Here is a 21,038-nt window from a genome sequence, read left to right as displayed (position 1 = left end):
CCCCCCCCCCCCCCCCCCCCCCCCCCCCCCCCCCCCCCCCCCCCCCCCCCCCCCCCCCCCCCCCCCCCCCCCCCCCCCCCCCCCCCCCCCCCCCCCCGGAGAGCCGGTCGCCGCCGACGGAGGCCAGCAGCGCGATCACGCCGACGGGCAGCGCCACGGCGGTGAACAGAGCGGTGCGGTTGCGGCGCAGCAGGAGCAGTTCGACGCGCGCCAGGGACAGGGTGCGCCGCAGCGGCCCGGGGACGCCGGGGCGGGCGGGGGCGGCTGCGGGCAGGGTGGTGGCCGGTGCGGTGGTCGGGGTGCTCATCGGTTCTCCTCCGAGGTCTCGGTGCGGGCCAGGGCGAGGAAGGCGGTCTCCAGGGAGGCGGGCGTGGCGCGCAGCTCGGGCAGCTCCAGGCGCTGCGCGTCCGCCCACGCCAGCACGCCGGCCAGGGTGCGCTGCAGGGAGGCGGTGCGGACGACGACGTGGCGGCCGTCGAGGGCGACGGTGTCGCCGGGGGCCAGGGCGTCGGCGTCGGGGCGGCCGGCGTCGCGGTGCCAGCGCACCTCGGCGCGGTGGGTGGCCACGACGTCTGCGACGGTGCCCTCGGCGACGATCAGCCCGCGGTGCATCACGGCGAGGTGGTCGGCGAGGCGCTCGGCCTCCTCCAGGTGGTGGGTGGTCAGCAGCACGGCGGTGCCGCCGGCGGCGAGGTCGCGCACCAGGTCCCACACGGCCCGGCGGCTCTCGGCGTCCAGGCCGGTGGTGGGCTCGTCCAGCAGCAGCAGGTCCGGATCGCCCAGCAGGGCGACGGCCAGGTCCAGGCGGCGGCGCTCCCCGCCGGACAGGCTCTTGACGAGCGTGCCCGCCTTGCGGGTCAGGTCCAGGGCGGCGAGGACGTCGTCCACGGGGCGGGCGGCGCTCAGGGTGCCGGCCCACGTGGCGGTGGCCTCCGCGACGGTGAGGTCGCCGGGCAGGCCGCCCGACTGCAGGACCACGCCGGTGCGCGGGCGCACGCGGCGGCGTTCGCGGACCGGGTCGTGGCCCAGCACGCGCACGGTGCCGGAGGTGGGCGCGGCGAGGCCCGCGACGACCTCGGTGGTGGAGGTCTTGCCGGCGCCGTTGGTGCCCAGCAGGCCGAACACCTGCCCGGGTCGCACGGTGAAGCTGATGCCGCGCACGGCCTCGGCGCCCGAGGCGTAGGTGCGCCTCAGGTCGCGCACCTCGACGGCGGACGTGCTGTCCGTGGCCCTCGAGGGGGTGCGCCGCAACGGTTCCGCGGGGGTCTGCGTCGTCATGGCACCAGCCTGGCGCCGGGTCCGCGCCCCGGACCGTGCGTGCCGTCACGAGTTCGGCGCCGCGGTGCACGGGGCGGCCATGACGAACGTCACGGGTGCGCCGACGCGGTCCGGGGGGCGAGCATGGGCGGGTGGGCACCTACCGGTACGTGGCCCTCGGGGACTCCTTCACCGAGGGCATGGTCGACGAGCGCCCCGGCGGCGGGTACCGGGGCTGGGCGGACCGCCTGGCCGAGCACCTGGCCGCGGCGGGCGAGGAGGACGGGACGGTCGTGGAGTACGCCAACCTCGCGGTGCGCGGGCGGCTGCTGCCGCGCATCGCGGCCGAGCAGGTGCCGCGGGCGCTGGACCTGCGCCCGGACCTGGTCAGCCTGATCGGCGGCGGCAACGACCTGCTGCGCCCACGGGCGGACCCGGACGCGCTGGCGCAGGTGCTGGAGGACGCGGTGCGGCGGCTGCGGGCCGGCGGCGCCGCCGTCCTGCTCGCCACGGGCACCGACCCCGCGGCCGCTCCGCTGCTGCGGCGCACCCGCGGCGCCGTGGGGGTCCTCAACGCGCACGTGTGGTCGATCGCGCAGCGGCACGGGTGCGCGGTGCTGGACCTGTGGGGCCTGCGGGCGGTGGCGGACCGCCGCTGCTGGGGCGAGGACCGCATCCACATGACCGCCGAGGGGCACCGGCGCGCGGCGCTGGCGGCCCTGGACGCGCTGGGGCGGCCGGTGCCGGCCGGGCTGAGCGCCGCGGAGCGGGACTACCGCACCCCGCTGCCGGTCGCCGTGCCGGTCCCGCGGCGCGAGGCGCTGGCCGCGGACCTGCGCTGGAGCAGGGTGCACCTGCTGCCGTGGGTGCGGCGCCGGCTGCGGCGCACCTCCTCGGGGGCCGAGCGCACCGGCAAGCTGCCCGAGCCGGTGCCCGTGCCCCGCTGAGGCCCGGGCCCGCGCCGCGGCGGCGGGCTCAGAGCAGCAGTTCGCCCGGCGCGGTGACGGGCCGCCACATCGGCACGCCGTCGCCCTCGGCCGCGGCGGCGGGCACCAGGGCGGGCATGCGGTCGGCGGGCACGAGCGGCCCCAGGTCCAGGGCGGTCAGCTCGGCGACGTCGGCCACGGGCACCTGGAAGGTGCGGAACGCGCCCAGCTCCGGGACGTCCTGCGCGCGCGCCTCCGAGCGCAGCACCTCCTCCACCAGGGGCGTCTGGTCCAGGACGAAACCCGCCGAGGCCAGGGCCGGGCCGCCGGGGCCGTCGTCCAGCAGGTAGCCGGCGACCTTGAAGAAGCGCCGCGGCACCTGCACCCCCCGGTACCGCGGGTCGTCGGCGGCGAACACGGGGCCGGTGACGACCACGAGGCGGGCGTCGTGCTCGCGGGCGTGGGCCAGGACGTGGTCCTCCAGCCCCAGCCACAGCTCCAGCGACTGGTTGAACCCGGACGCCTGCGGAGCGGCGTTGGCGTAGCTGAAGGTGTCGGAGTTCGCCCGCCGCGCCTCGTCCGGCCCGCCCCACACGGGATCGCGCCGGCGCACGAGGTGGCCGCGGTCGAAGTCGTTGCGGGAGTAGAGCTCCGCGCCGGCCTGCGCATCGGGGCCGACGCGGGGGTCGAGGAACCAGCCCTGCCCGTCGCGGTCCACGTCGCGCAGCGCCGCCCCGTCGACGGCGACCACGGTGGCCGCCGCCAGGCGCCGGTCCGGGCGCAGCACCACCGAGAAGTGCGTGTACGGCAGCACGACGACCTCGGTGCCGTCCACGGGCAGCGGCACCGGCACGAGGGGACCGGGCACCAGGAAGGCCGGGTCGTAGCCGGCGCGGCCGGTCAGGTCGGCCGCTGCCGCGGTCCCTGCGACGATCCCGGTGGCGGTCCCGGGGACCTGCGCGGTGGGCGTCTCGCTCATGCCACCACCCTGCACCCGCCCCCCGACACGGCGGCCACGCGCAGGGCGACGCGGGGGGACGGGTTCGTGACGGGCGGGTGTCGCCCGGGTGGCACCGGCCGGGCCGGCGGCCACCCGGGCGGTGCGCTCAGGCGAGCTCGCGCCGCGCGAGCACCTCCGCCGCGTCGCGCAGCAGCACCGCGGTCCCCGGCCCGTACGCCTCGTACGTCGCGCGGAACCGCTCGTCGTCGACGTACGTCGCCGTCAGCTGCCGGTACGCCTCGGCCCCGGGCACCCAGAACGCCGACACCCACGCGTGGTGGCGGCGCGCGAGGTCCTGCACCGCCTCCCCGCCCGGCGCGGCGGCGCGCGCGGCCGCCGCGGCGAACCCCCGCCCGATCGCGTCGGCCTCGGCGCCGTGCGCGGCCCGGCCCGCCTCCCCCAGCTCCCGCCAGGTCCGCTGCGCGCGCTCGTGCGCGTCGCGCCCCCAGCGCTGCACCACCTCGTCCTCGTAGCGGCTCGCGTCGAAGCCCTCGAAGCTCGTCGTCACGTCCAGCTCCTCCCCCTGCTCGGTCCTGCGCACCGTCTCGCGCACCGCCCGGGCCAGGCGGGCGGACTCCTCCTCCAGGGAGTCGGCGTGGGCGCGCAGCGCGTCCACCTCGTCGGTGCGCTCATCGAGCACCCCGGCGATCGCGGCCAGGCCGAGCCCCAGCTCCCGCAGCAGCAGGATCCGCTGGTACCGGCGCAGGGCCGCGTCGTCGTAGTGGCGGTACCCGCCGGGCCCGACGCGGCTGGGCGCGAGCAGGCCGATGCGGTCGTAGTGCCGCAGCGTCCTGCTGGTCGTGCCCGTCGCCCTCGCGACCTGGTGGATCGTCCACTCCACGGCGTCCTCCCGAACTCCCGCTCCGACGCTAGGGGTTGACGCAGCGGCAGCGGCAAGAGCGCGACGGGCCCCGGGCCGGGCACCCGCCCCGGGCTCGCGCCACGCCCCGGCTTGCCCCCCGCGCCGGCACGCCGTAGACACGCGAGGAGGGACCGGGGAGCAGGGCACGTGGCGCCGGCCGGGCCCCACCGCCGGGGACGGGAGGCTCGTGCGCATCGAACGCGCGGTCGTGGTGCTGCCCGTGCTCGCCTGCGACCCGCCCCTGCTGGACGCCTGCCTGGAGCAGCTCGTGGCCGCCGCCGACGAGGCGTCGGCGGCGGGTGTGCCCACCGCCCTGGTCCCGGCGTGGGCGGCCGGGGCGGGGCGGGCGCTGGTGGAGCTGGTGGAGTCCTGGCGCCCGCTGGTGGCGCTGGTGGACGGGGTGGTGCTCGAACCCGAGCCCGTCCTCGCCGCGCACGCCGGCGACCCGGAGCGGTTGCTCGCCGCCGCCGCCGTGGCGGTGGCCCGGCGGCTGGAACGCCCGGCCGCGACGGTGCTGCTGACGACGGCGCCGGCGGTGGCCGTGGGCAGCCGGTGGATCACCGAGCACGTGCACCACCACGCCGCGGGTGCGGAGGCGAGCACCGGGCCGGTGCGGGGGGCGCTCGGCCCGCACCCGGTGCGGCTGAACCTGGCGCTGCGCGCGGACCTGCTGCGCCGCTGCGGGCCGGCGGCCCTGCACGGCGCGGGAGACCGCCCGCTGGTGCACGCGCTGACCCCGTCGGTGGGGTTGCTGACGGCGGGTCAGCCGGCGTCCTCCTGAGCCTCGCGCCCCTGGCGCGGGTCCTGGGCCAGCAGCGCCAGCAGCTCCTGGCGGCAGCGCTCCAGCGCGTCGCCGGCGCGGCGCAGGTCACCGGGACGGCCGGTGAACGCCACCTGCTGCAGCAGCCCGGCGACCTGCTGCACCTGCCGGCCGAGGTCGTGGAACTCCCCGCGCGAGGGCCGCTCCGCGACGCTCTCCCACGGCGGCGGGGCGTCGGCCAGCTCCTCGCGCACGAGGGTCCGGCCGGCCTCGGTGAGGGTGAACTGCTTGGGGTCGGCGGGGTCTGCGGTGATCAGCCCCTCGTCCTGCAACTGCTGCAGGGTCGGGTACACCGAGCCGGGGCTGGGCTTCCAGGCGCCGTCGCTGCGGCGCTCGACCTCGCCGATGATGCGGTAGCCGTTGCTGGGCCCCTCGGCCAGCAGCACGAGGACGGCGGCGCGCACGTCGCCCTTGGGGCGGCGGGGCCCGCCGCGCCCGCGGGGGCCGTGACCGCCGAAGGGCCAGCCGGGGCCGCCCGGCCCGCCCGGGCCGCCCGGGCCGAAACCGCCGAACGCGGCGCGGCCGTCGGGACCGGGCCCGAAGGGGCCGCGACCGCGGCCGGGGTGGTGACCCCGGTGCTCGCCGCGGTGCGGACCGTCGGGGAAGGGGAAGGAGAAGGGCTTCACGGGGACACCTCCGTCGCAGGTGCGGCACAGCACCGCACTCGATACGTCAACGATACATCGCTGACGTATCGAGTGCTACCTCTTCCGCGGGCGGGTGCTCGGGCAGCACCCCCAGCCCGATCGCCGCGGCCGGCAGCACCTGCAGCGCCGGCACCCGCTGCAGCAGCCGCAGCGCCAGCGGCGCGCGCACCGGGCGCTCCCCGGCCAGCGACGCCTCCAGCACCCGCCGGTGCGCCACCCGCTGGGCCAGCTGCGTCAGCGCGACCGGCAGCCACCGCCGCCGCTGCACCCGCGCCAGGTCCCGGGACGCGGGCGCCCCGCGCCGCAGCGGCGGCGCCAGCAGGCGGGCCGCGGCCACCGCGTCCTGCACGGCGAGGTTGACCCCCACCCCGCCGACCGGTGACATCGCGTGCGCGGCGTCGCCGATCACCAGCAGTCCGTCGCGGTACCAGCGGCGCAACCGGTCGATGCGCACCCGCAGCACGTGGACGTCGCCGAAACCCGCCAGCTCCCCCACCACCGGCGCCAGCCGCGGCACCAGCCGGGCCAGGTCGGCGCGGAACTCCCCGACCCCCCGCTCGCGCAGCCCGTCCAGCCCGCCGGAGGGCACGACGAACGCGCACTGCAGGTAGTCACCGCGGTCCAGCACCACGAGGAACCTGCCGGCCGACAGCCGCACGCCGGTCGAGGGCCCTGCTCCCCCCGGCGGGTCCGGCAACCGGAACCACAGCACGTCCACCCCCACCCCGAACGACCGCAGCGGCAGCCCGGCTGCCTCGCGCAGCACCGACCCGCGCCCGTCCGCCGCCACCGTCAGCGCCGCCCGCACCTCGCGCTCGGCCCCGTCGGCGCCCGACCGGTACCGCACGCCGGCCACCCGCTCCCCCTCGCGCAGCAGCCCCACGACCTGCGCGCCCGTGCGCAGCTCGAAACCGGGGTACCGGCGCGCGCGGGAGGCGAGCAGGTCCAGGAAGTCCCACTGCGGCACCAGCGCCAGGAACGGGAACCTCCCGGGCAGGCGGGAGAAGTCCGCCACGGCGAACGTGCCGTCGTCGGTGGTGGCCGTCGCGCGCCGCACCCGCGCGTGCGGCAGGTCCAGGAACTCCTCCGCCAGCCCGATCTCGTCGAGCAGCCGCAGCGTCGAGGGGTGCACGGTGTCGCCGCGGAAGTCGCGCAGGAAGTCCTCGTGCTTCTCCAGGACCAGCACCGGCACGCCGGCGCGCGCCAGGAGCAGGCCGAGGACCACGCCCGCCGGGCCGCCCCCGGCGACGACGCACCGCACGTCCTCGACGTCCGGGCCCCCTTCCGCCGCCCGGGCCGTGCCCTCGCCCGACCGCTGCACGGGAACCTCCCTCCCGGGCGGCCCGGCGCCGCGCCCGTGCGGCCATCGTGGCGCGCGGGAGCGGCCGGCGGAACCCCGCGCGGTGCGTTCAGGAACGGCGCGCGGCGTGCCACTCGGCGTTGAACACTCCGCCGAGCAGGACGACGACGCCGGCCAGCCAGCCCAGCAGCGCGGCCGCCAGGGCGGTGCCGAGGAACTGCCCGACGGCCCGCACCGCCGCGTCCCCGCCGTCCACGTCGGGTGCGCCCGGCCCGGCCACCGCGACGTAGGCCCGGAACCCCAGGGCGAGCGCCACCAGCCCGGCGGTGGCCAGGACGGCGCCCGGCAGCGCGTCGCGCCAGCGGGTGTCCGCGTTCTGCCCCACCTGGTACAGCCACGCCAGGAACGCGGCGACGACGACGGCCAGGACCGGCCAGCGCGCCAGCGCCCAGGAGCGCCGGAACGCCTCGCCCGCGCCCACGGCGTCGGCGACCTGCTGCCCGCCGCCCAGCAGCGGGCCCACGACGGCCAGCGCGAGGAACGCGGTCGTGACGACGACCGCCACGAGCGTGAACACCAGGGACAGCGCCCACAGCTGCAGGAAGCCCCGGCGTTCCCGCACCCGGTAGGCGTCGCCGAGGGTGCGCACCGCCGCGCGGAAGACCCTGCTGCCCAGCCACAGCGCGACCGCCACGCTCGTCAGCGCGACGCCCACCTGCTCCTCGCGCAGCAGCTGCCGGACGAAGGGGACCGCCACGTCACCGGCCAGCTCGGGGCTCAGCGTGGCCTCCACGGCACCGGTGACGCGCGCCTCCATCTGCTCCACGACCCGCGCACCCAGGACGTCGCGCAGCAGCCCCAGCCCGGCGCCGAGCATCGTCACCAGCGGCAGCAGGGACACCAGCAGGTAGTAGGCGATCTCGGCCGCCAGCCCCGGCACCCGCACCTCCAGGGCGCGGTGGGCGGCACGCACGACGACCAGGGCGGGGTTGCGCCCCCGCACGCGGGCGCTGCGCGCCGCAGCGCCGTCCTCCAGGCGCCGCCAGACCTCGTCGCCGTCGATCACCACGCGCCCCTCCCCTCGCGGCCGGCCCCCAGGATGGCGGCAGGAGGGCTGCGCGGGCTCCCCGGGGCGGGGTCAGGCCGGTTCGCCGGCGGGGTGCTCCACGGTGCCGGCCGCCTCCCGGCCGGTGCGCGCACCGAACTCCTCGCGCGCCCAGCGCAGCGCCTCCGCCGCCGGCAGCGGCCGGGCGAACAGGTACCCCTGCAGCTCGTCGCAGCCCATGGCGCGCAGGCGCTCGGCGGTCACGGGGTCCTCCACGCCCTCGGCGACGACGACGAGGCCGAGCCGGTGCGCCAGCGCGATGACCGAGGAGACGATGACCTCGTCCTCCGGGTGCGCCATCAGCTCGGTGACGAACTGGCGGTCCACCTTCAGCTCGTGCACCGCCAGGCCGCGCAGGTGCACCAGGCTCGTGGCACCGGCGCCGAAGTCGTCCACGGACACCCGCACGCCGCGATCGCGCAGGCGCTGCACGGCGCGGCGGGCGCCGTCGGGGTCGATCACGATGGCCGTCTCGGTGATCTCCAGGACCAGCTGCGGCGCCGGCCAGCGGGTCAGCGCCAGGGCCTCCTCCACCATGCCCAGCAGGCCCTCGTCGAGGGTCGCGGCGCTGATGTTCACCGAGATCGTCGTGTCCAGGCCCTGCGCGCGCCACGTCGCCGCCTGGCGCACCGCGGTCAGCAGCACCCAGCGGGTCAGGGGGTGGATGAGGCGGGTGCGCTCCACCAGCGGCAGGAACGCCGCCGGCGGCAGCAGCCCGCGGGTGGGGTGCTGCCAGCGCACCAGCGCCTCGAACCCCAGCAGCTGCCCGCCACCGCCGCCGGAGACCTTCGGCTGGTAGTGGACGACGAGCTCGTCCTCCTCCATGGCCCGGCGCAGCTGCCCCAGCACCTCCAGCGCGTTCGTGGAGTGCGGGTCGTGGGCGGGGTCGTAGCGCAGCACGCCCGCGCGGGCGTGCTTGGCCGCGTACATGGCGACGTCCGCGTGCTGCAGGAGCTCCTCGCCGGAGGAGCCGTCGGGACCGGCCAGCGCGATGCCGATGCTGCCCTGCACGTCCAGCGGGACCGGCCCGGAGGTGAACTGGCCCATGGACAGGCCGGCCAGCACCCGCTTGGCGAGCACCTCCAGGTCCTCCCCGCGCACGGGGCCGGGCACCAGGACGGCGAACTCGTCCCCGCCCAGGCGGGTGACCTGCCCGGTCCCGGCGACGGTGCGGTCCAGGACGCCGGCGACCTGGCGCAGCAGGGCGTCGCCGGCGCTGTGCCCGAGGGTGTCGTTGATCTCGCGGAAGCCGTCCAGGTCCAGCAGCAGCAGGCCCGGTTCGCCGCCACCGGCCAGCAGCCGACCGACGCGCTCGGCGAGGGCGTCGCGGTTGCCCAGGCCCGTCAGGGCGTCGGTGCGCGCCGCCCGGGCGCTGCTGCGGTCGCGGCGGCGCACCACGACGGCCAGGGCGATCGCGGCGGCCGCGGTCACCAGGACGACGGTCGTCCACGCGACCCAGGCAGTGTCCACGCGGTTCCATCGGCACGACGGGCACCCGGCCTGAACGGGCCGGTCGGGTGAGTGCGCGCTCAGCCCCCGGCGGGCACGTTCCAGCGGGTCAGCACCGGCCGGCCGTGCTCGTGGCCGAGCTCGCTCCACGTGCCGGCGTCCAGGGAGAACAGCGCACCGGCGGTCGGCGACAGGCCCAGCCAGCAGGCCGCCAGGACCCGCAGGAGGTGGCCGTGCGCGACGAGCACGACGTCGGCGCCGCCGTCACCACCCGCCTCGCGCACCGCGGCGGCGGCGCGGTCCAGCACGGCGCGGGCGCGCGCGGCCACCTGGTGGACCGTCTCGCCCGGGGTCTCGCCGGGCACCACGCCGTCGTGCCACACCGACCAGGGACGGCCCAGGTCCTCGGAGATCTGCGCGGTGGTGCGGCCCTCGTAGCCGCCGTAGTCCCACTCGACGAGGTCGTCGTCGAGCCGCAGGGGCGCGGCGTCCGCCAGGCCGGCGAGCTCGGCGGTGCGGCGGGCGCGGGAGCGGGGGCTGCTCAGGACCAGGCAGGTGCGGCGCGCGGCGAGGACCGGCGCCAGGGCCCGGGCCTGGGCCTCCCCCTCGGCGGTCAGCGGCACGTCGGTGGCACCGGTGTGCTGGCCGGACTGGCTCCAGGCGGTCTGCCCGTGACGGACGACGAGGATGGACACGTGCGGGACGGTACGCCGCCCGGTGCTGCGGCGCCGCCCGCGGTGGTGAGAATGTGCCCGTGACGCAGACTCCCGCTCCCCTGCCCGGTGACCCCTTCGGCGACGTGCTCAGCGCCAACGCCGTGTACGCGCAGACCTTCGTGGACCCCGGCCGCCCCGGCGTGGCCGGCTCCGGCCTGGCGGTCCTGACGTGCATGGACTCGCGCATCTCCCCGCTGGAGATGCTGGGCCTGGTGCCCGGCGACGCGAAGATCCTGCGCAACGCGGGCGCCCGCGTCACCGACGACGTGCTGCGCACCCTGGTGCTGGCGACGTACCTGCTGGGCGTCGAGCGCGTGCTGGTGCTGGCGCACACCGACTGCGGCATGACGAAGAGCACCGACGCCGACGTGCACGCGAAGGTCCTGGCGCAGGGCGTGGACACGCGCAGCATCGACTTCCGCACGATCGCCGACCAGGAGGCCACCCTCGTGCACGACGTGCAGCGCATCCGCTCCTGGCCGTTCCTGCCGCCGCGGATGCCCGTGGCCGGCGGCGTGTACGACGTGCGCTCGGGGCGCGTCCGGATGGTCGTGGACGCCGACGCAACCGCCGAGGAGCCGGCGGTCCCGGCGGCCCGAACCAGCTGAGCGCGGGCGGCCGGCGAGCGGGGCGGGGCCGGGCGTGCCGGGGCCGATCCAGTCCGTCGAGCGGGCCGCGGCGGTGCTGCGGCTGCTGTCGGGCGCCGGGCGGGGGCTGGGCGTGGTCGAGGTCGGCAACGCCCTGGGCCTGGCGAAGACCACCGCGCACGGCATCCTGCGCACCCTCGTGGACGTGGGGTTCGTCGTGCAGGACGAGGACGGCGACTACCGCGCCGCACCGGCCCTGGCGGACCTGGGCCGCCCGCGCACCGGCGCCGACGACCTGCGCGCGCACGCGGTGAACTGGGCGGACTCCCTGGCGGCGCGCACGGGCGAGTCGGTGCGCCTGGCGGTGCTGCACGAGGGGCGCGCGCTGGTGGTGCACCACGTCTTCCGCCCCGACGACAGCGCCCAGGAGCTGACCACCGGGGCCAGCCTGCCCGCGCACGCCTGCGCGCTGGGCAAGGTGCTGCTGGCGTCGGCGCCGGTGCGCCTGCGCGGGCGGCTGCCGGCGATGACCGCGCGCACCGTCACCGACGCGGCAGCGCTGCGGCGGGCGCTGACCGCGGTGCGCGAGCAGGGCTGGGCCCTGGAGGTGGAGGAGCTGACCACCGGGGTGGCGGGGGTGGCCGCCCCGGTGCGCGACCGCGGCGGGCTGGTGGTGGGGGCCATCGGCGTGGACGGTGCCGCCGAGCGACTGGTCGACACCCGCGGGCGGCCTCGTGCGGGCGTGGTGCCGGCGGTGCGGCAGGCCGCGCGGTCCATCTCCCGCGAGCTGGGCGCCCGGGTCGACTAGAGCTGCCCTGCGGATCGCACCCGGGTGTAGTTCACTGCTGACGGCCGGGGGACCCCCGGTGACGACAGGACGGAAGGACCTCCCGTGAGCGGTGGGCTCGTGGCTCTGCTGGACGACGTGGCGGTGCTGGCGCGCGCGGCCGCCGCCTCCGTCGACGACATCGGCGCCGCCGCCGCACGGGCCAGCGCGAAGGCCGCCGGCGTCGTCGTCGACGACACCGCCGTCACCCCGCAGTACGTGCGCGGCCTGGCGGCCGCGCGCGAGCTGCCGATCGTCCGGCGCATCGCGCTGGGCTCGCTGCGCAACAAGCTGCTGATCCTGCTGCCGGCGGTGCTGCTGCTGAGCCAGTTCCTGCCGTTCCTGCTCACCCCGATCCTCATGCTCGGCGGTGCGTACCTCTGCTTCGAGGGCGCGGAGAAGATCTGGCACAAGCTGCGCGGTCAGGGGCACGCCCACGACGGCGCCGGGGACGGTGAGCTGCCGGACGAGGACACCATCGTCTCCGGGGCCGTGCGCACCGACTTCATCCTGTCGGCGGAGATCATGGTCATCTCGCTGAACGAGGTGGCCGACGAGCCGTTCGTGACCCGGGCGGTGGTCCTCGCGGTCGTCGCGGTGGCCATCACCGTCCTGGTGTACGGGGTCGTCGGGCTGATCGTGAAGATGGACGACATCGGGCTGCGCCTGGCCCAGCTGCCCCGCGCGGGCGTGGCCGCCCTGGGCCGCGGGCTGGTCAAGGCGATGCCGCGCCTGCTCACCGTGCTGACCGTGGTGGGGACGGCCGCGATGCTGTGGGTCGGCGGCCACATCCTGCTGGTGGGCGCCGACGAGCTGGGCCTGCACGCCCCGTACGAGGTCGTGCACCACGTGGAGGAGGCGGCCCACGAGGCCGCCGGGGCCCTCGGCGGCGTCGTGGGCTGGCTGGTCAACACGCTGGCCAGCGCCGTGCTCGGGCTCGTCGTCGGCGCGGTGGTCGCGCTCGTGGTGGGTCTCGTCCTGCGCCGGCGCGGGGCCGGGGCGCACTAGCCCGGGGGCCGGTCCCGGGCGTCGGGCAGGATGGCGCGCGTGACGACGCGGGCGGCCACGGCGCTGGGCGGTGCGGACCAGCGCCCCGAGCACCGCGGGTACGTCGTCGCGATCGACCAGGGCACCACCTCCACGCGCTGCATCCTGTTCGACCACGCCGGCCGCCTGGTGGCCGTCGCCCAGCGCGAGCACCGCCCCCACTACCCGCGCCCGGGGTGGGTGGAGCACGACGCCGCGCAGATCTGGCGGGACGTGACCCGGCTGGTGCCGCGGGCGATGGCGCAGGTGGACGCCACGCCCGCCGACGTCGTCGCCGTGGGCATCGCCAACCAGCGCGAGACCGTCGTGGCCTGGGACAGGCGCACCGGCGACCCCGTCGGCCCGGCCGTGGTGTGGCAGGACACCCGCACCGCCGCGATCGTGGAGGAGATGGCCGCCGACGGCGGCGTGGACCGCTTCGCCGGGGTGTGCGGGCTGCCGCTGGCCACCTACTTCGCCGGCCCGCGGATGACGTGGCTGCTGCGCCACGACGAGTCGCTGCGCCGGCGCGCCGAGCGCGGCGACGTGCTGTTCGGCACGGTGGAGTCGTGGCTGGTGTGGAAGCTCACCGGCGGGCCCGACGGCGGCGAGCACGTCACCGACGTCACCAACGCCAGCCGCACCATGCTCATGGACCTGCGCACGCTGGACTGGTCGCCCGAGCTGCTGGCGGAGTTCGGCGTCCCCCGGGCGGCGCTGCCGCGGATCGTGCCCAGCTCGCAGGTGTACGGCACCGCCCGCACCGTGGTGCCCGGCGCGCGCATCGCCGCCGCCCTGGGCGACCAGCAGGCGGCGCTGTTCGGGCAGACGTGCTTCTCCCCCGGCGAGGCCAAGTGCACGTACGGCACCGGCGGGTTCCTGCTGATGAGCACCGGCACCGAGGTGCCGCGCTCCTCGCACGGGCTGCTGACGACGGTGGCGCACCGCATCGGCGACGAGCCCCCGGTGTACGCGCTGGAGGGCTCCATCGCCGTGACCGGTGCCCTGGTGCAGTGGCTGCGCGACAACCTGGGCCTGATCTCCACCGCCCCGGAGGTGGAGTCGCTGGCCCGCACCGTCGACGACAACGGCGGCTGCTACTTCGTGCCCGCCTTCAGCGGGCTGTTCGCCCCGCACTGGCGGGCGGAGGCGCGCGGGCTGCTCATCGGCCTGACCTCGTTCGTCACCAAGGGGCACGTGGCGCGCGCGGTGCTGGAGGCCACCGCCTGGCAGACCCGCGAGGTCGTGGAGGCCGTGGAGGCCGACTCCGGGCTGCGCCTGGCCTCGCTGCGGGTGGACGGCGGCATGACGTCGAACAACCTGCTGATGCAGACGATCGCGGACGTCCTGGACGTTCCAGTGGTGCGGCCCATGGTGTCCGAGACGGTCTCGCTGGGCGCGGCGTACGCGGCGGGCCTGGCGGTGGGTTTCTGGCCGGACACCGGGGCGCTGCGCCGCCGCTGGCACCGCGCCGGGCAGTGGTCGCCGGCGATGGCGCCGCAGCAGCGCGAGCGCGGCTGGGCGGACTGGCAGGAAGCGGTGCGGCGCACCTTCGGGTGGGTGCGGCACGAGGAGGCCCCCTGACCCCCCGGCGGGTTCCGCCAGGGGGTCAGGGGGCCGGGGGGCCGGGTGTCAGCGGACGGGCGTGCTCGCCGCGCCCGCGGCGCGGCGCTGCAGGCGCTCCTCGACGAGCAGCAGCACCACGACCAGCGCGGCGCCGGCCAGGACGAGCAGCACCACGGGCAGCACGTCGCCGGAGGGGCCGGCCAGCTCGCGGTCCTCGCCCTGCCACGGCCACAGCGCCCGCAGCGAACCGGCCATGAGCCCGGTCATCACGGCCAGGGTGACGGCGCGGTGGTTCTCCAGCAGGTGCTGCAGCACGCGCACGAAGGAGGCCAGGCCGATCACCGCACCCAGGGCGAAGGCGCCGACGTAGGCGAGGTCGCGGTCCGCCACCGCGCGCAGCGTCGGCTGGTACAGCCCCACCGTCAGCAGCAGGAACGAGCCGGAGACGCCCGGGAGCACGAGCGCGCAGATCGCGACGGCCGCCGCGACGACCACGACCAGCAGGGACGGCTCCTGCGCGGAGGCCGCCGGCAGGCCGGTGAGCAGGAAGGCCGCGACGGCCGCGACCACCGCCACGAGCACCAGGGGCGCCGACCAGCGCCCCACCATGCGCGCCGGCACGGCGAGCGAGGCGAGCACCAGGCCGAGGAACACCGCGCGCGAGCCCACGGGGTGCTCGGTGACGACGGGCTCGAGCACCGACGAGCCGACGACGACCGCCGCGGCCATGCCCACCAGGACGGGCAGCACCACCGACCAGCGGACCCGGGCCAGCTCCGCGCGCGCCTGCGCGCGGGGGCCGGTCACGGCGTACCGGGCGGCGGTGACGACGTGCCCGGCGCCGCCGATGAGCGTCTCGTACACCCCGGTGACCAGGGCGAGGGTGCCGCCGCTGACGCCGGGGACGACCTCGGCGCTGCCGATGAGGGCGCCGCGCACGACGTCGGCTGGCAGCCGGCGCCTGCTGGACGAGGACGGTGGCGAGGGCGGGGCGGTGGCGGTCACCCGGACACGGTAGGCGACGCGCGGCCGGGCCCCGGGCGCCCGCGACGGCCGGTGTGCCAGTGTTCACCGGGTGAGCTCCCTGTTCGACGTCACCGGCCGGCTGGCGCTGGTCACCGGGTCCTCGCGCGGTCTGGGCCGCGCCATGGCGGGCGGTCTGGCACGGGCCGGCGCCCGCGTCGTCCTGCACGGGCGCGACGCCGCGCAACTGCAGGCGGCCCGCGAGGAGATCGCGGCGGACACCGGCACGGCCCCGGCGGTGGTGAGCTTCGACGTCACCGACGCGCGGGCCGTGGCCGCGGCGGTGGAGGCGCTGGTCGCCGAGCACGGCGCCCCGGACGTCCTGGTGAACAACGCCGGCATCCAGCGGCGCGCGCCGTTCCAGGAGTTCGCCGCGGCCGACTGGGACGACCTGGTGGCCGCGAACCTCTCCAGCGTGTTCCACGTCTCGCGCGCGGTGGTGCCGCACATGGTGGCGCGCGGTTCCGGCAAGGTCGTCAACATCGCCTCGGTGCAGTCGGTGCTGGCACGGCGCACCATCGCCCCCTACACCGCCACCAAGGGCGCGGTCGCCTCGCTCACCAAGGGCATGGCCGCGGACCTCGCCCAGCACGGAATCCAGGTGAACGCCATCTCCCCGGGGTACTTCGCCACCGAGATGAACGCCGCGCTCGTCGCCGACGAGCAGTTCAACGCGTGGGTGGAGCAGCGCACCCCCGCGGGCCGCTGGGGCCGGGTGGAGGAACTGCTGGGGACGCTGCTGTACCTGTGCTCGGACGCCTCCAGCTACGTGTCCGGGCAGAACGTCGTCGTCGACGGCGGCATGACGTCGGTGCTGTGAGAGGGAGGCGGTCGAGGTGAGGACGATCCGGATCCACGGGGCGGGCGACCTGCGCGAGGAGGAGCTCCCGGCTCCCGAGCCGTCGCCGGGGCGGGTGCGGCTGCGGATGGCGTACGCGGGCATCTGCGGCTCGGACCTGCACTACTTCGCGCACGGCGCGAACGGCGAGTACGTGGTGCGCGAACCCCTCGTGCCGGGGCACGAGGTCTCCGGCACCGTCGACGCCGACCCGTCCGGGGAACTGGCGCCGGGCACCCCCGTCACGGTGCACCCGGCCGTGTTCGGCCCGCCCGCGGACGGCCTGGCGGACCTGCCGCACCTGCGCCCGGGCGGTTCCTACCTGGGCAGCGCCTCGACGTGGCCGCACACCCAGGGCGGGATGAGCGAGTTCCTGGTGGTGGACCGCGAGATGGTCCGCGTGCTGCCGCAGGGGTTGTCGCTGCGCGCCGCGGCGCTGGCGGAGCCGCTGGCGGTGGCGCTGCACGCGGTGACGATCGCCGGGGACGTGGCGGGCCGGCGGGTGCTGGTGTCCGGTTCCGGGCCGATCGGGCTGCTGGTGGCGGCCGCCGCGCTGGAGCGCGGCGCCGGCGAGGTCGTCGCCACGGACGTGCTGCCCGGCCCGCTCGAGCGGGCCCGCGCCCTGGGTGTGCACGGCACCGTCCGCATCGGCGAGCAGGAGGTGGAGCGCGAGGGTTTCGACGTGGTGCTGGAGTGCTCCGGTGTTCCCGTGGCGGTGAGCGCGGCGCTGCTGGCGGCGCGGCGCGCGGCGGTCGTCGTGCAGGTCGGCATGGTGCCGAACGAGCCGCGCCCGGTGAACCTGGCACCGCTGGTGTCCAAGGAGCTGCAGCTGCGCGGCACGTTCCGCTTCGCGGGCGAGATCGACGAGGCGGTGCGGGTGCTGGCCGCGAACCCGGCGCTGGAGCGGGTCGTCACCCACGAGTTCCCGCTGGAACGGGCCGCGGAGGCGTTCGCGGTGGCGGCGGACTCGGAGTTCTCAGGCAAGGTCCTGGTCTCGCTGGGGCGCTGAGCGGCGCCACGCCCCCACCGCCAGGCAGGTGACGACCGCCACCACGGCCGCCCGCCACAGCAGTTCACCGCCGAACCCCTCCTCCAGCGCGGTGCGGACGGCCGTGGCGGCGCAGAGCGCGGCCAGGGCGGTGCAGGACCACGCCTGCAGGCGCACTCGCCGGCGGCGGGGTTCGGGCGAGTCCTCCACCAGGTGCAGGGCGTGGACCTCGGGCGTGCCGAACTCGTCGCCCGGGTGGGCGCTGCCGCTGTCGCGCCAGTAGCCGCGGGCCTCCTCGACGCGGGCTCGCGCGTCGGCTCGGCTCAGGTGGTAGCGCCCGCGCAGGAGGCCGGCCAGGCGCGCGAACCACTCGTCCGGGTCACCGGCGGCGCCTGCGTCGAGGGTCGCGGGGCGCTGCGGCAGCTTCGCCCCCGCCACGACCAGCGCGAGGGAGACGAGCAGCACCAGCGGCACGGGCAGCTCCCCCAGCGCCGGGCGGTCCCGCAGCGCGTCGGCGGCGGCGACGCAGGCGACGAGCCCGGCGGCGCCCGCCGCGATCCACGCCCAGCCGCGACCCAGCCGTCCGGCGCGGCGCTCCAGCACGCCCCACGCCGCGCCCGCCAGCCCGACGGCGGTGGCGGCGAGCACGGCGAGCCCCGCGGGGGTGACGGCCGTCGTCCAGCCCTGCGCCACCAGCAGCGAGACGCCGCCGACGAGCCCGCCCGAGCCGGCACCCAGCAGCAGGGTCGCCCAGCGGTCCCGCGGGGAGGTGCCGTCGAGGTCGACGGCGGCGCGCCGCTCGACGGGCACGCGCTCGCGGGCGACCTCGGCGGCGTGCTCGTCCGCGGCGCCGAACAGCTCCTCGGCGGGGCGGCCGGACTCCCAGCAGGCCAGCCGGGCCTCCGCCACGGCCTCTTCGGCCACGGGGGCGGGCACGCCGTGCTCCACGGCGAGCCGCAACCGCAGGCGGTCGCCCCACCGCTCGTCCGCGGGGCGGGGCCAGCGCTGCTGCACCGGTGCGTTCACGAGGTGCTCCCTCCTGCTCGTCCCGCGGCCGCGGTGGCCGGCGGGGAGGTGTCGTGCGGGTCCAGCAGGTCCGCGACGGCCGCGGCGAAGGGCTGCCAGCCGCGGCGCAGCGCCTCCAGGCGGGCGCGCCCGGCCTCGGTGAGGGTGAAGACCTTGCGGCCGGGGCCGCCGGAACCCTCCTGCCACGCGGAGGTCAGGGCCCCGTCCTGCTCCAGGCGGTTCAGCACCGGGTACAGCGCCCCGCCCTTGACGGGGCCGACGCCGGCGGCCTGCAGCTGCTGGGCCACGGCGTACCCGTGGGCGCTGCCGCGCGCCAGCACGGCCAGCGCGCAGGTGCTCAGCACGCCGCGCTGCCAGTCGGGGTTCCCGCCGTCCACGTCCACCCGCTGATCGTGGCACGAACTAGTCGAGATGTCGACTAGTCCTCGGCACGACGACCGCCACCCCCTCCCGCGGTGATCTTGCGCGGTTGAGCGCTCAACAGTGCAAGATCACCGCGGGAGGGGGCGGGATCACCGCGGGAGGGGGCGGGGTCGCATTGACAGACGGGAAGCAGTGGGTGACGCTGTCCGCGCGCTGTGAGAGCGCTCTCAACGAGGAGGAACCCCGTGCCGATGCACCCCCGGCGGAAGCGCCGCGCCCGCGCGCTGACCGCGGCCACCGCACTGCTCGTCCCCGCAGGTCTCCTGCTCACGCCCTCGGCGGCCCACGCCGCCGACCAGATCACCAACGGCGGCTTCGACCAGGGCACCACCGGCTGGACGATCTACCCCGCCGAGTCCGTCCAGGACGGCGCCGGCTGCACCACCGTCCCCGCCGGTACCGGCGCCTACGGTGCGGCGATCCAGCAGGACGTCCCGCTCGTGGCCGGCGAGACCTACCGACTCAGCTTCCGCGCCCGCAGCACCCCGGCCACCGAGGGACCGGTGCGCGTGGTCGTGCAGGGCGGGGCGGACGTCAACTACCAGCAGTTCCTCCCCGCCGTGAAACCTCTCTTCGAGAGCGCGTTCGGCACGTACGAGTACTACTTCACCGCCGACCGCGACTACCCGAACGCCCAGCTGGCCTTCCAGCAGGACATCGTCAACCCCGTGGCGTACACGCTGTGCGTGGACGACGTGGTGCTCGAGGGCGGCGCCGAGCGCCCGCCGTACGTGCCCGAGACCGGCCCGCGCGTGCGGGTCAACCAGGAGGCGTACCTGCCCGAGGGCCCCAAGGGCGCCACCGTGGTCACCGAGGCCACCGGCGCCCTGCCGTGGGAGCTGAAGAACTCCGCCGGCGCCACCGTCGCGAAGGGCAGGACCACCCCGCGCGGCGTCGACCCCAGCGCCGGCCTGAACGTCCACACGATCGACTTCAGCCGCTACGCGAAGGCCGGCGAGGAGTACGTGCTGGTCGCCGACGGCGAGACGAGCCACCCGTTCGACATCGGCGAGGCCGCCTACGAGCGCCTGCGCGACGACGCGATGACGTTCTTCTACACCAACCGCAGCGGCACCCCGATCTCCGACGAGCTCGCCCCCGGTTACGGCCGCGAGGCCGGCCACGTGGGCGTCGCCCCGAACCAGGGCGACACCGCGGTGCCGTGCCAGAGCCTGGACGACGACTCGCAGAAGATCCTCGTGAAGCAGGGTGACGAGCCCTGGACGTGCGACTACACCACCGACGTCACCGGGGGCTGGTACGACGCCGGCGACCACGGCAAGTACGTCGTCAACGGCGGCATCGCGGTGGCGCAGCTCCTGCAGCAGTACGAGCGCAGCCTGCACGCACCCACCGCGGACCGCGGCGCGCTGGCCGACGGCACCCTGTCCATCCCCGAGTCCGGCAACGGCGTGCCGGACGTCCTGGACGAGGTGCGCTGGGAGCTGGAGTGGTTCCTGAAGATGCAGGTCCAGCCCGGCCGCCCGCTCGAGGGGATGGTGTTCCACAAGGTCGCCGACGTCGACTGGACCGGACTGCCGCAGGACCCGGCCACCGACCCGCAGCCGCGCGTGCTGTACCGGCCCTCGACCGCCGCGACGCTGAACGTGGCCGCGACCGCCGCGCAGGGCGCGCGCCTGTTCGCGAAGCACGACCCGGCGTTCGCGGAGCAGCTGCTCGCCGCGGCCCGCACCGCCTACGCGGCGGCGCAGGCCAACCCGAAGCTGTACGCCCCGGCACCCGACGCGGCGCTGGACCCGAACCCGGGCAGCGGGCCGTACGACGACGACGACGTGTCCGACGAGTTCTACTGGGCCGCCGCGGAGCTGTACCTGACCACCGGTGAACCTCAGTTCCGCAAGGACGTCCTGCGCTCGCCCGTCCACACCGCCGACGTCTTCCCCGCCGGCGGCTTCGACTGGGGCAACGTGGGCGCCCTGGCCCGCATGGACCTGGCCACCGTGCCCAGCCGGCTGAACAAGGCCGAACTGCGGCAGGTGCGGCGCTCGGTGACCGAGGCCGCCGACCGCCTCCTCGCCGCCCAGGCGAGCCAGCCGTTCGGGCAGGCCTACGCCCCCGAGGACGGGCAGTACGCCTGGGGCTCCAACAGCGCCATCCTCAACAACCAGCAGGTGCTGGGCACCGCGTTCGACCTGACGGGGAAGGACGCCTACCGCGACGGGGTGGTCCGCAGCATGGACTACCTGCTGGGCCGCAACGCGCTGAACAACTCCTACATCACCGGCTACGGCGACGTGTACTCGCAGAACCAGCACTCGCGGATGTACGCGAACCAGCTGGACCCGGCACTGCCGAACCCGCCCGCGGGCACGGTGGCCGGTGGGCCGTACTCGCCGACCGCCACCAGCGGTGACCCGATCACCGCGGCCCTGTTCCCCGAGGGCTGCGTGGCGCAGTTCTGCTACGTCGACGACATCGGCTCGTGGTCGACCAACGAGATCACGATCAACTGGAACGCGCCGATGGCGTGGGTGGCGTCCTTCGTGGCCGACCAGGACCGCGGCGGCGACTCCGGGCGCGGCCACGGCCACGGCCACGGCCACGGCCACGGGGGCGGACCCCGCGGCTGACGGGCCCCACTCCGCGACGCGCCCCGTCGTCCGGCACCGTGCCGGGCGGCGGGGCGCCGCGC

The 21,038-nt window shown here is 76.9% G+C and carries 20 protein-coding genes; 9 read left to right on the top strand and 11 right to left on the bottom strand.

What is annotated here, in order from left to right; all coding sequences use genetic code 11:
• Window positions 1-303: 303 nt before the first annotated feature.
• A complete protein-coding gene (locus tag ACRYR9_RS09330; protein ID WP_432490968.1) occupies window positions 304-1,278 on the bottom strand; it encodes an ABC transporter ATP-binding protein in 975 nt (324 codons plus the stop codon).
• 131 nt (window positions 1,279-1,409) lie between these two features.
• Here ACRYR9_RS09330 and ACRYR9_RS09325 point away from each other — a divergent pair, with 131 nt between their 5' ends.
• Window positions 1,410-2,204: an SGNH/GDSL hydrolase family protein gene (locus ACRYR9_RS09325; RefSeq protein ID WP_432490970.1), complete on the top strand. Its 795-nt coding sequence runs from the start codon at window positions 1,410-1,412 to the stop codon at window positions 2,202-2,204.
• 28 nt (window positions 2,205-2,232) lie between these two features.
• Here the strand turns inward: ACRYR9_RS09325 and ACRYR9_RS09320 are convergent, their stop codons facing one another.
• Together ACRYR9_RS09320 and ACRYR9_RS09315 are read right to left on the bottom strand one after the other, a co-directional pair.
• Entirely contained in the window at window positions 2,233-3,162 is a 930-nt protein-coding gene (locus ACRYR9_RS09320; RefSeq protein ID WP_432490972.1) for a DNA/RNA non-specific endonuclease, read from the bottom strand.
• A 127-nt stretch (window positions 3,163-3,289) separates the two neighbouring features.
• Window positions 3,290-4,024 (bottom strand): MerR family transcriptional regulator, encoded by a 735-nt coding sequence (locus tag ACRYR9_RS09315; RefSeq protein WP_432490973.1) that lies wholly within the window; start codon window positions 4,022-4,024, stop codon window positions 3,290-3,292.
• A gap of 208 nt (window positions 4,025-4,232) precedes the next feature.
• Between ACRYR9_RS09315 and ACRYR9_RS09310 the strand changes: the two genes are divergently transcribed.
• Complete coding sequence (locus ACRYR9_RS09310; protein ID WP_432490975.1) at window positions 4,233-4,826, top strand: hypothetical protein; 594 nt, start codon at window positions 4,233-4,235, stop codon at window positions 4,824-4,826.
• Here the strand turns inward: ACRYR9_RS09310 and ACRYR9_RS09305 are convergent.
• From ACRYR9_RS09305 to ACRYR9_RS09285, 5 genes are all read right to left on the bottom strand, one after another.
• Window positions 4,808-5,491, bottom strand: a complete 684-nt coding sequence (locus ACRYR9_RS09305; protein ID WP_432490977.1) for a PadR family transcriptional regulator — start codon at window positions 5,489-5,491, stop codon at window positions 4,808-4,810. The genes ACRYR9_RS09310 and ACRYR9_RS09305 overlap by 19 nt on opposite strands.
• Window positions 5,492-5,537: 46 nt before the next feature.
• The gene (locus ACRYR9_RS09300) at window positions 5,538-6,833 is read right to left on the bottom strand and encodes an FAD-dependent oxidoreductase (protein WP_432490979.1); all 1,296 of its coding nucleotides are present in this window, start codon (window positions 6,831-6,833) and stop codon (window positions 5,538-5,540) included.
• An 88-nt stretch (window positions 6,834-6,921) separates the two neighbouring features.
• Window positions 6,922-7,881: a YihY/virulence factor BrkB family protein gene (locus tag ACRYR9_RS09295; RefSeq protein WP_432490981.1), complete on the bottom strand. Its 960-nt coding sequence runs from the start codon at window positions 7,879-7,881 to the stop codon at window positions 6,922-6,924.
• Window positions 7,882-7,950: 69 nt separating this feature from the next.
• Window positions 7,951-9,387, bottom strand: a complete 1,437-nt coding sequence (locus ACRYR9_RS09290; RefSeq protein ID WP_432490983.1) for a putative bifunctional diguanylate cyclase/phosphodiesterase — start codon at window positions 9,385-9,387, stop codon at window positions 7,951-7,953.
• Between the two features lie 59 nt (window positions 9,388-9,446).
• Window positions 9,447-10,061 carry a histidine phosphatase family protein gene (locus ACRYR9_RS09285; protein ID WP_432490985.1) on the bottom strand — a complete coding sequence of 205 codons (615 nt, stop codon included), beginning with the start codon at window positions 10,059-10,061 and terminating at the stop codon, window positions 9,447-9,449.
• Between the two features lie 59 nt (window positions 10,062-10,120).
• Here ACRYR9_RS09285 and ACRYR9_RS09280 point away from each other — a divergent pair, with 59 nt between their 5' ends.
• The 4 genes from ACRYR9_RS09280 to glpK all read left to right on the top strand — a co-directional run bounded on the left by ACRYR9_RS09280 (window position 10,121) and on the right by glpK (window position 14,105).
• Complete coding sequence (locus ACRYR9_RS09280) at window positions 10,121-10,690, top strand: beta-class carbonic anhydrase (protein ID WP_432490987.1); 570 nt, start codon at window positions 10,121-10,123, stop codon at window positions 10,688-10,690.
• Window positions 10,691-10,724: 34 nt separating this feature from the next.
• Window positions 10,725-11,477 (top strand): IclR family transcriptional regulator, encoded by a 753-nt coding sequence (locus tag ACRYR9_RS09275; RefSeq protein ID WP_432490989.1) that lies wholly within the window; start codon window positions 10,725-10,727, stop codon window positions 11,475-11,477.
• A gap of 84 nt (window positions 11,478-11,561) precedes the next feature.
• Window positions 11,562-12,503, top strand: a complete 942-nt coding sequence (locus tag ACRYR9_RS09270) for a DUF808 domain-containing protein (RefSeq protein WP_432490991.1) — start codon at window positions 11,562-11,564, stop codon at window positions 12,501-12,503.
• A 30-nt stretch (window positions 12,504-12,533) separates the two neighbouring features.
• Window positions 12,534-14,105 carry a glycerol kinase GlpK gene (glpK, locus tag ACRYR9_RS09265; RefSeq protein WP_432490993.1) on the top strand — a complete coding sequence of 524 codons (1,572 nt, stop codon included), beginning with the start codon at window positions 12,534-12,536 and terminating at the stop codon, window positions 14,103-14,105.
• Between the two features lie 48 nt (window positions 14,106-14,153).
• Here the strand turns inward: glpK and ACRYR9_RS09260 are convergent, their stop codons facing one another.
• Complete coding sequence (locus ACRYR9_RS09260; protein WP_432490995.1) at window positions 14,154-15,092, bottom strand: DUF368 domain-containing protein; 939 nt, start codon at window positions 15,090-15,092, stop codon at window positions 14,154-14,156.
• 70 nt (window positions 15,093-15,162) lie between these two features.
• On the opposite strand from ACRYR9_RS09260, the gene ACRYR9_RS09255 reads away from it, so the two are divergent.
• Together ACRYR9_RS09255 and ACRYR9_RS09250 are read left to right on the top strand one after the other, a co-directional pair.
• Window positions 15,163-15,930, top strand: a complete 768-nt coding sequence (locus tag ACRYR9_RS09255; protein WP_432490997.1) for a glucose 1-dehydrogenase — start codon at window positions 15,163-15,165, stop codon at window positions 15,928-15,930.
• A 16-nt stretch (window positions 15,931-15,946) separates the two neighbouring features.
• Window positions 15,947-16,957: an L-idonate 5-dehydrogenase gene (locus tag ACRYR9_RS09250; RefSeq protein WP_432490999.1), complete on the top strand. Its 1,011-nt coding sequence runs from the start codon at window positions 15,947-15,949 to the stop codon at window positions 16,955-16,957.
• On the opposite strand, the gene ACRYR9_RS09245 is transcribed toward ACRYR9_RS09250, so the two are convergent.
• Both ACRYR9_RS09245 and ACRYR9_RS09240 read right to left on the bottom strand, forming a co-directional pair.
• Window positions 16,925-17,962, bottom strand: a complete 1,038-nt coding sequence (locus ACRYR9_RS09245; protein WP_432491001.1) for a hypothetical protein — start codon at window positions 17,960-17,962, stop codon at window positions 16,925-16,927. The two genes, ACRYR9_RS09250 and ACRYR9_RS09245, sit on opposite strands and share 33 nt — an antisense overlap.
• Window positions 17,959-18,345: a PadR family transcriptional regulator gene (locus tag ACRYR9_RS09240; protein WP_432491003.1), complete on the bottom strand. Its 387-nt coding sequence runs from the start codon at window positions 18,343-18,345 to the stop codon at window positions 17,959-17,961. The genes ACRYR9_RS09245 and ACRYR9_RS09240 overlap by 4 nt, the downstream gene beginning before the upstream one ends.
• 231 nt (window positions 18,346-18,576) lie before the next feature.
• Here ACRYR9_RS09240 and ACRYR9_RS09235 point away from each other — a divergent pair, with 231 nt between their 5' ends.
• Complete coding sequence (locus ACRYR9_RS09235; RefSeq protein ID WP_432491180.1) at window positions 18,577-20,976, top strand: glycoside hydrolase family 9 protein; 2,400 nt, start codon at window positions 18,577-18,579, stop codon at window positions 20,974-20,976.
• The last annotated feature ends 62 nt before the right edge of the window (window positions 20,977-21,038 follow it).

It is taken from the genome of Kineococcus auxinigenes, assembly GCF_050871525.1.
Lineage (GTDB): Bacteria > Actinomycetota > Actinomycetes > Actinomycetales > Kineococcaceae > Kineococcus.
The sequence above is the reverse complement of the archived record's forward strand: the minus strand, read 5'-3'. Positions and strand labels throughout refer to the sequence as shown.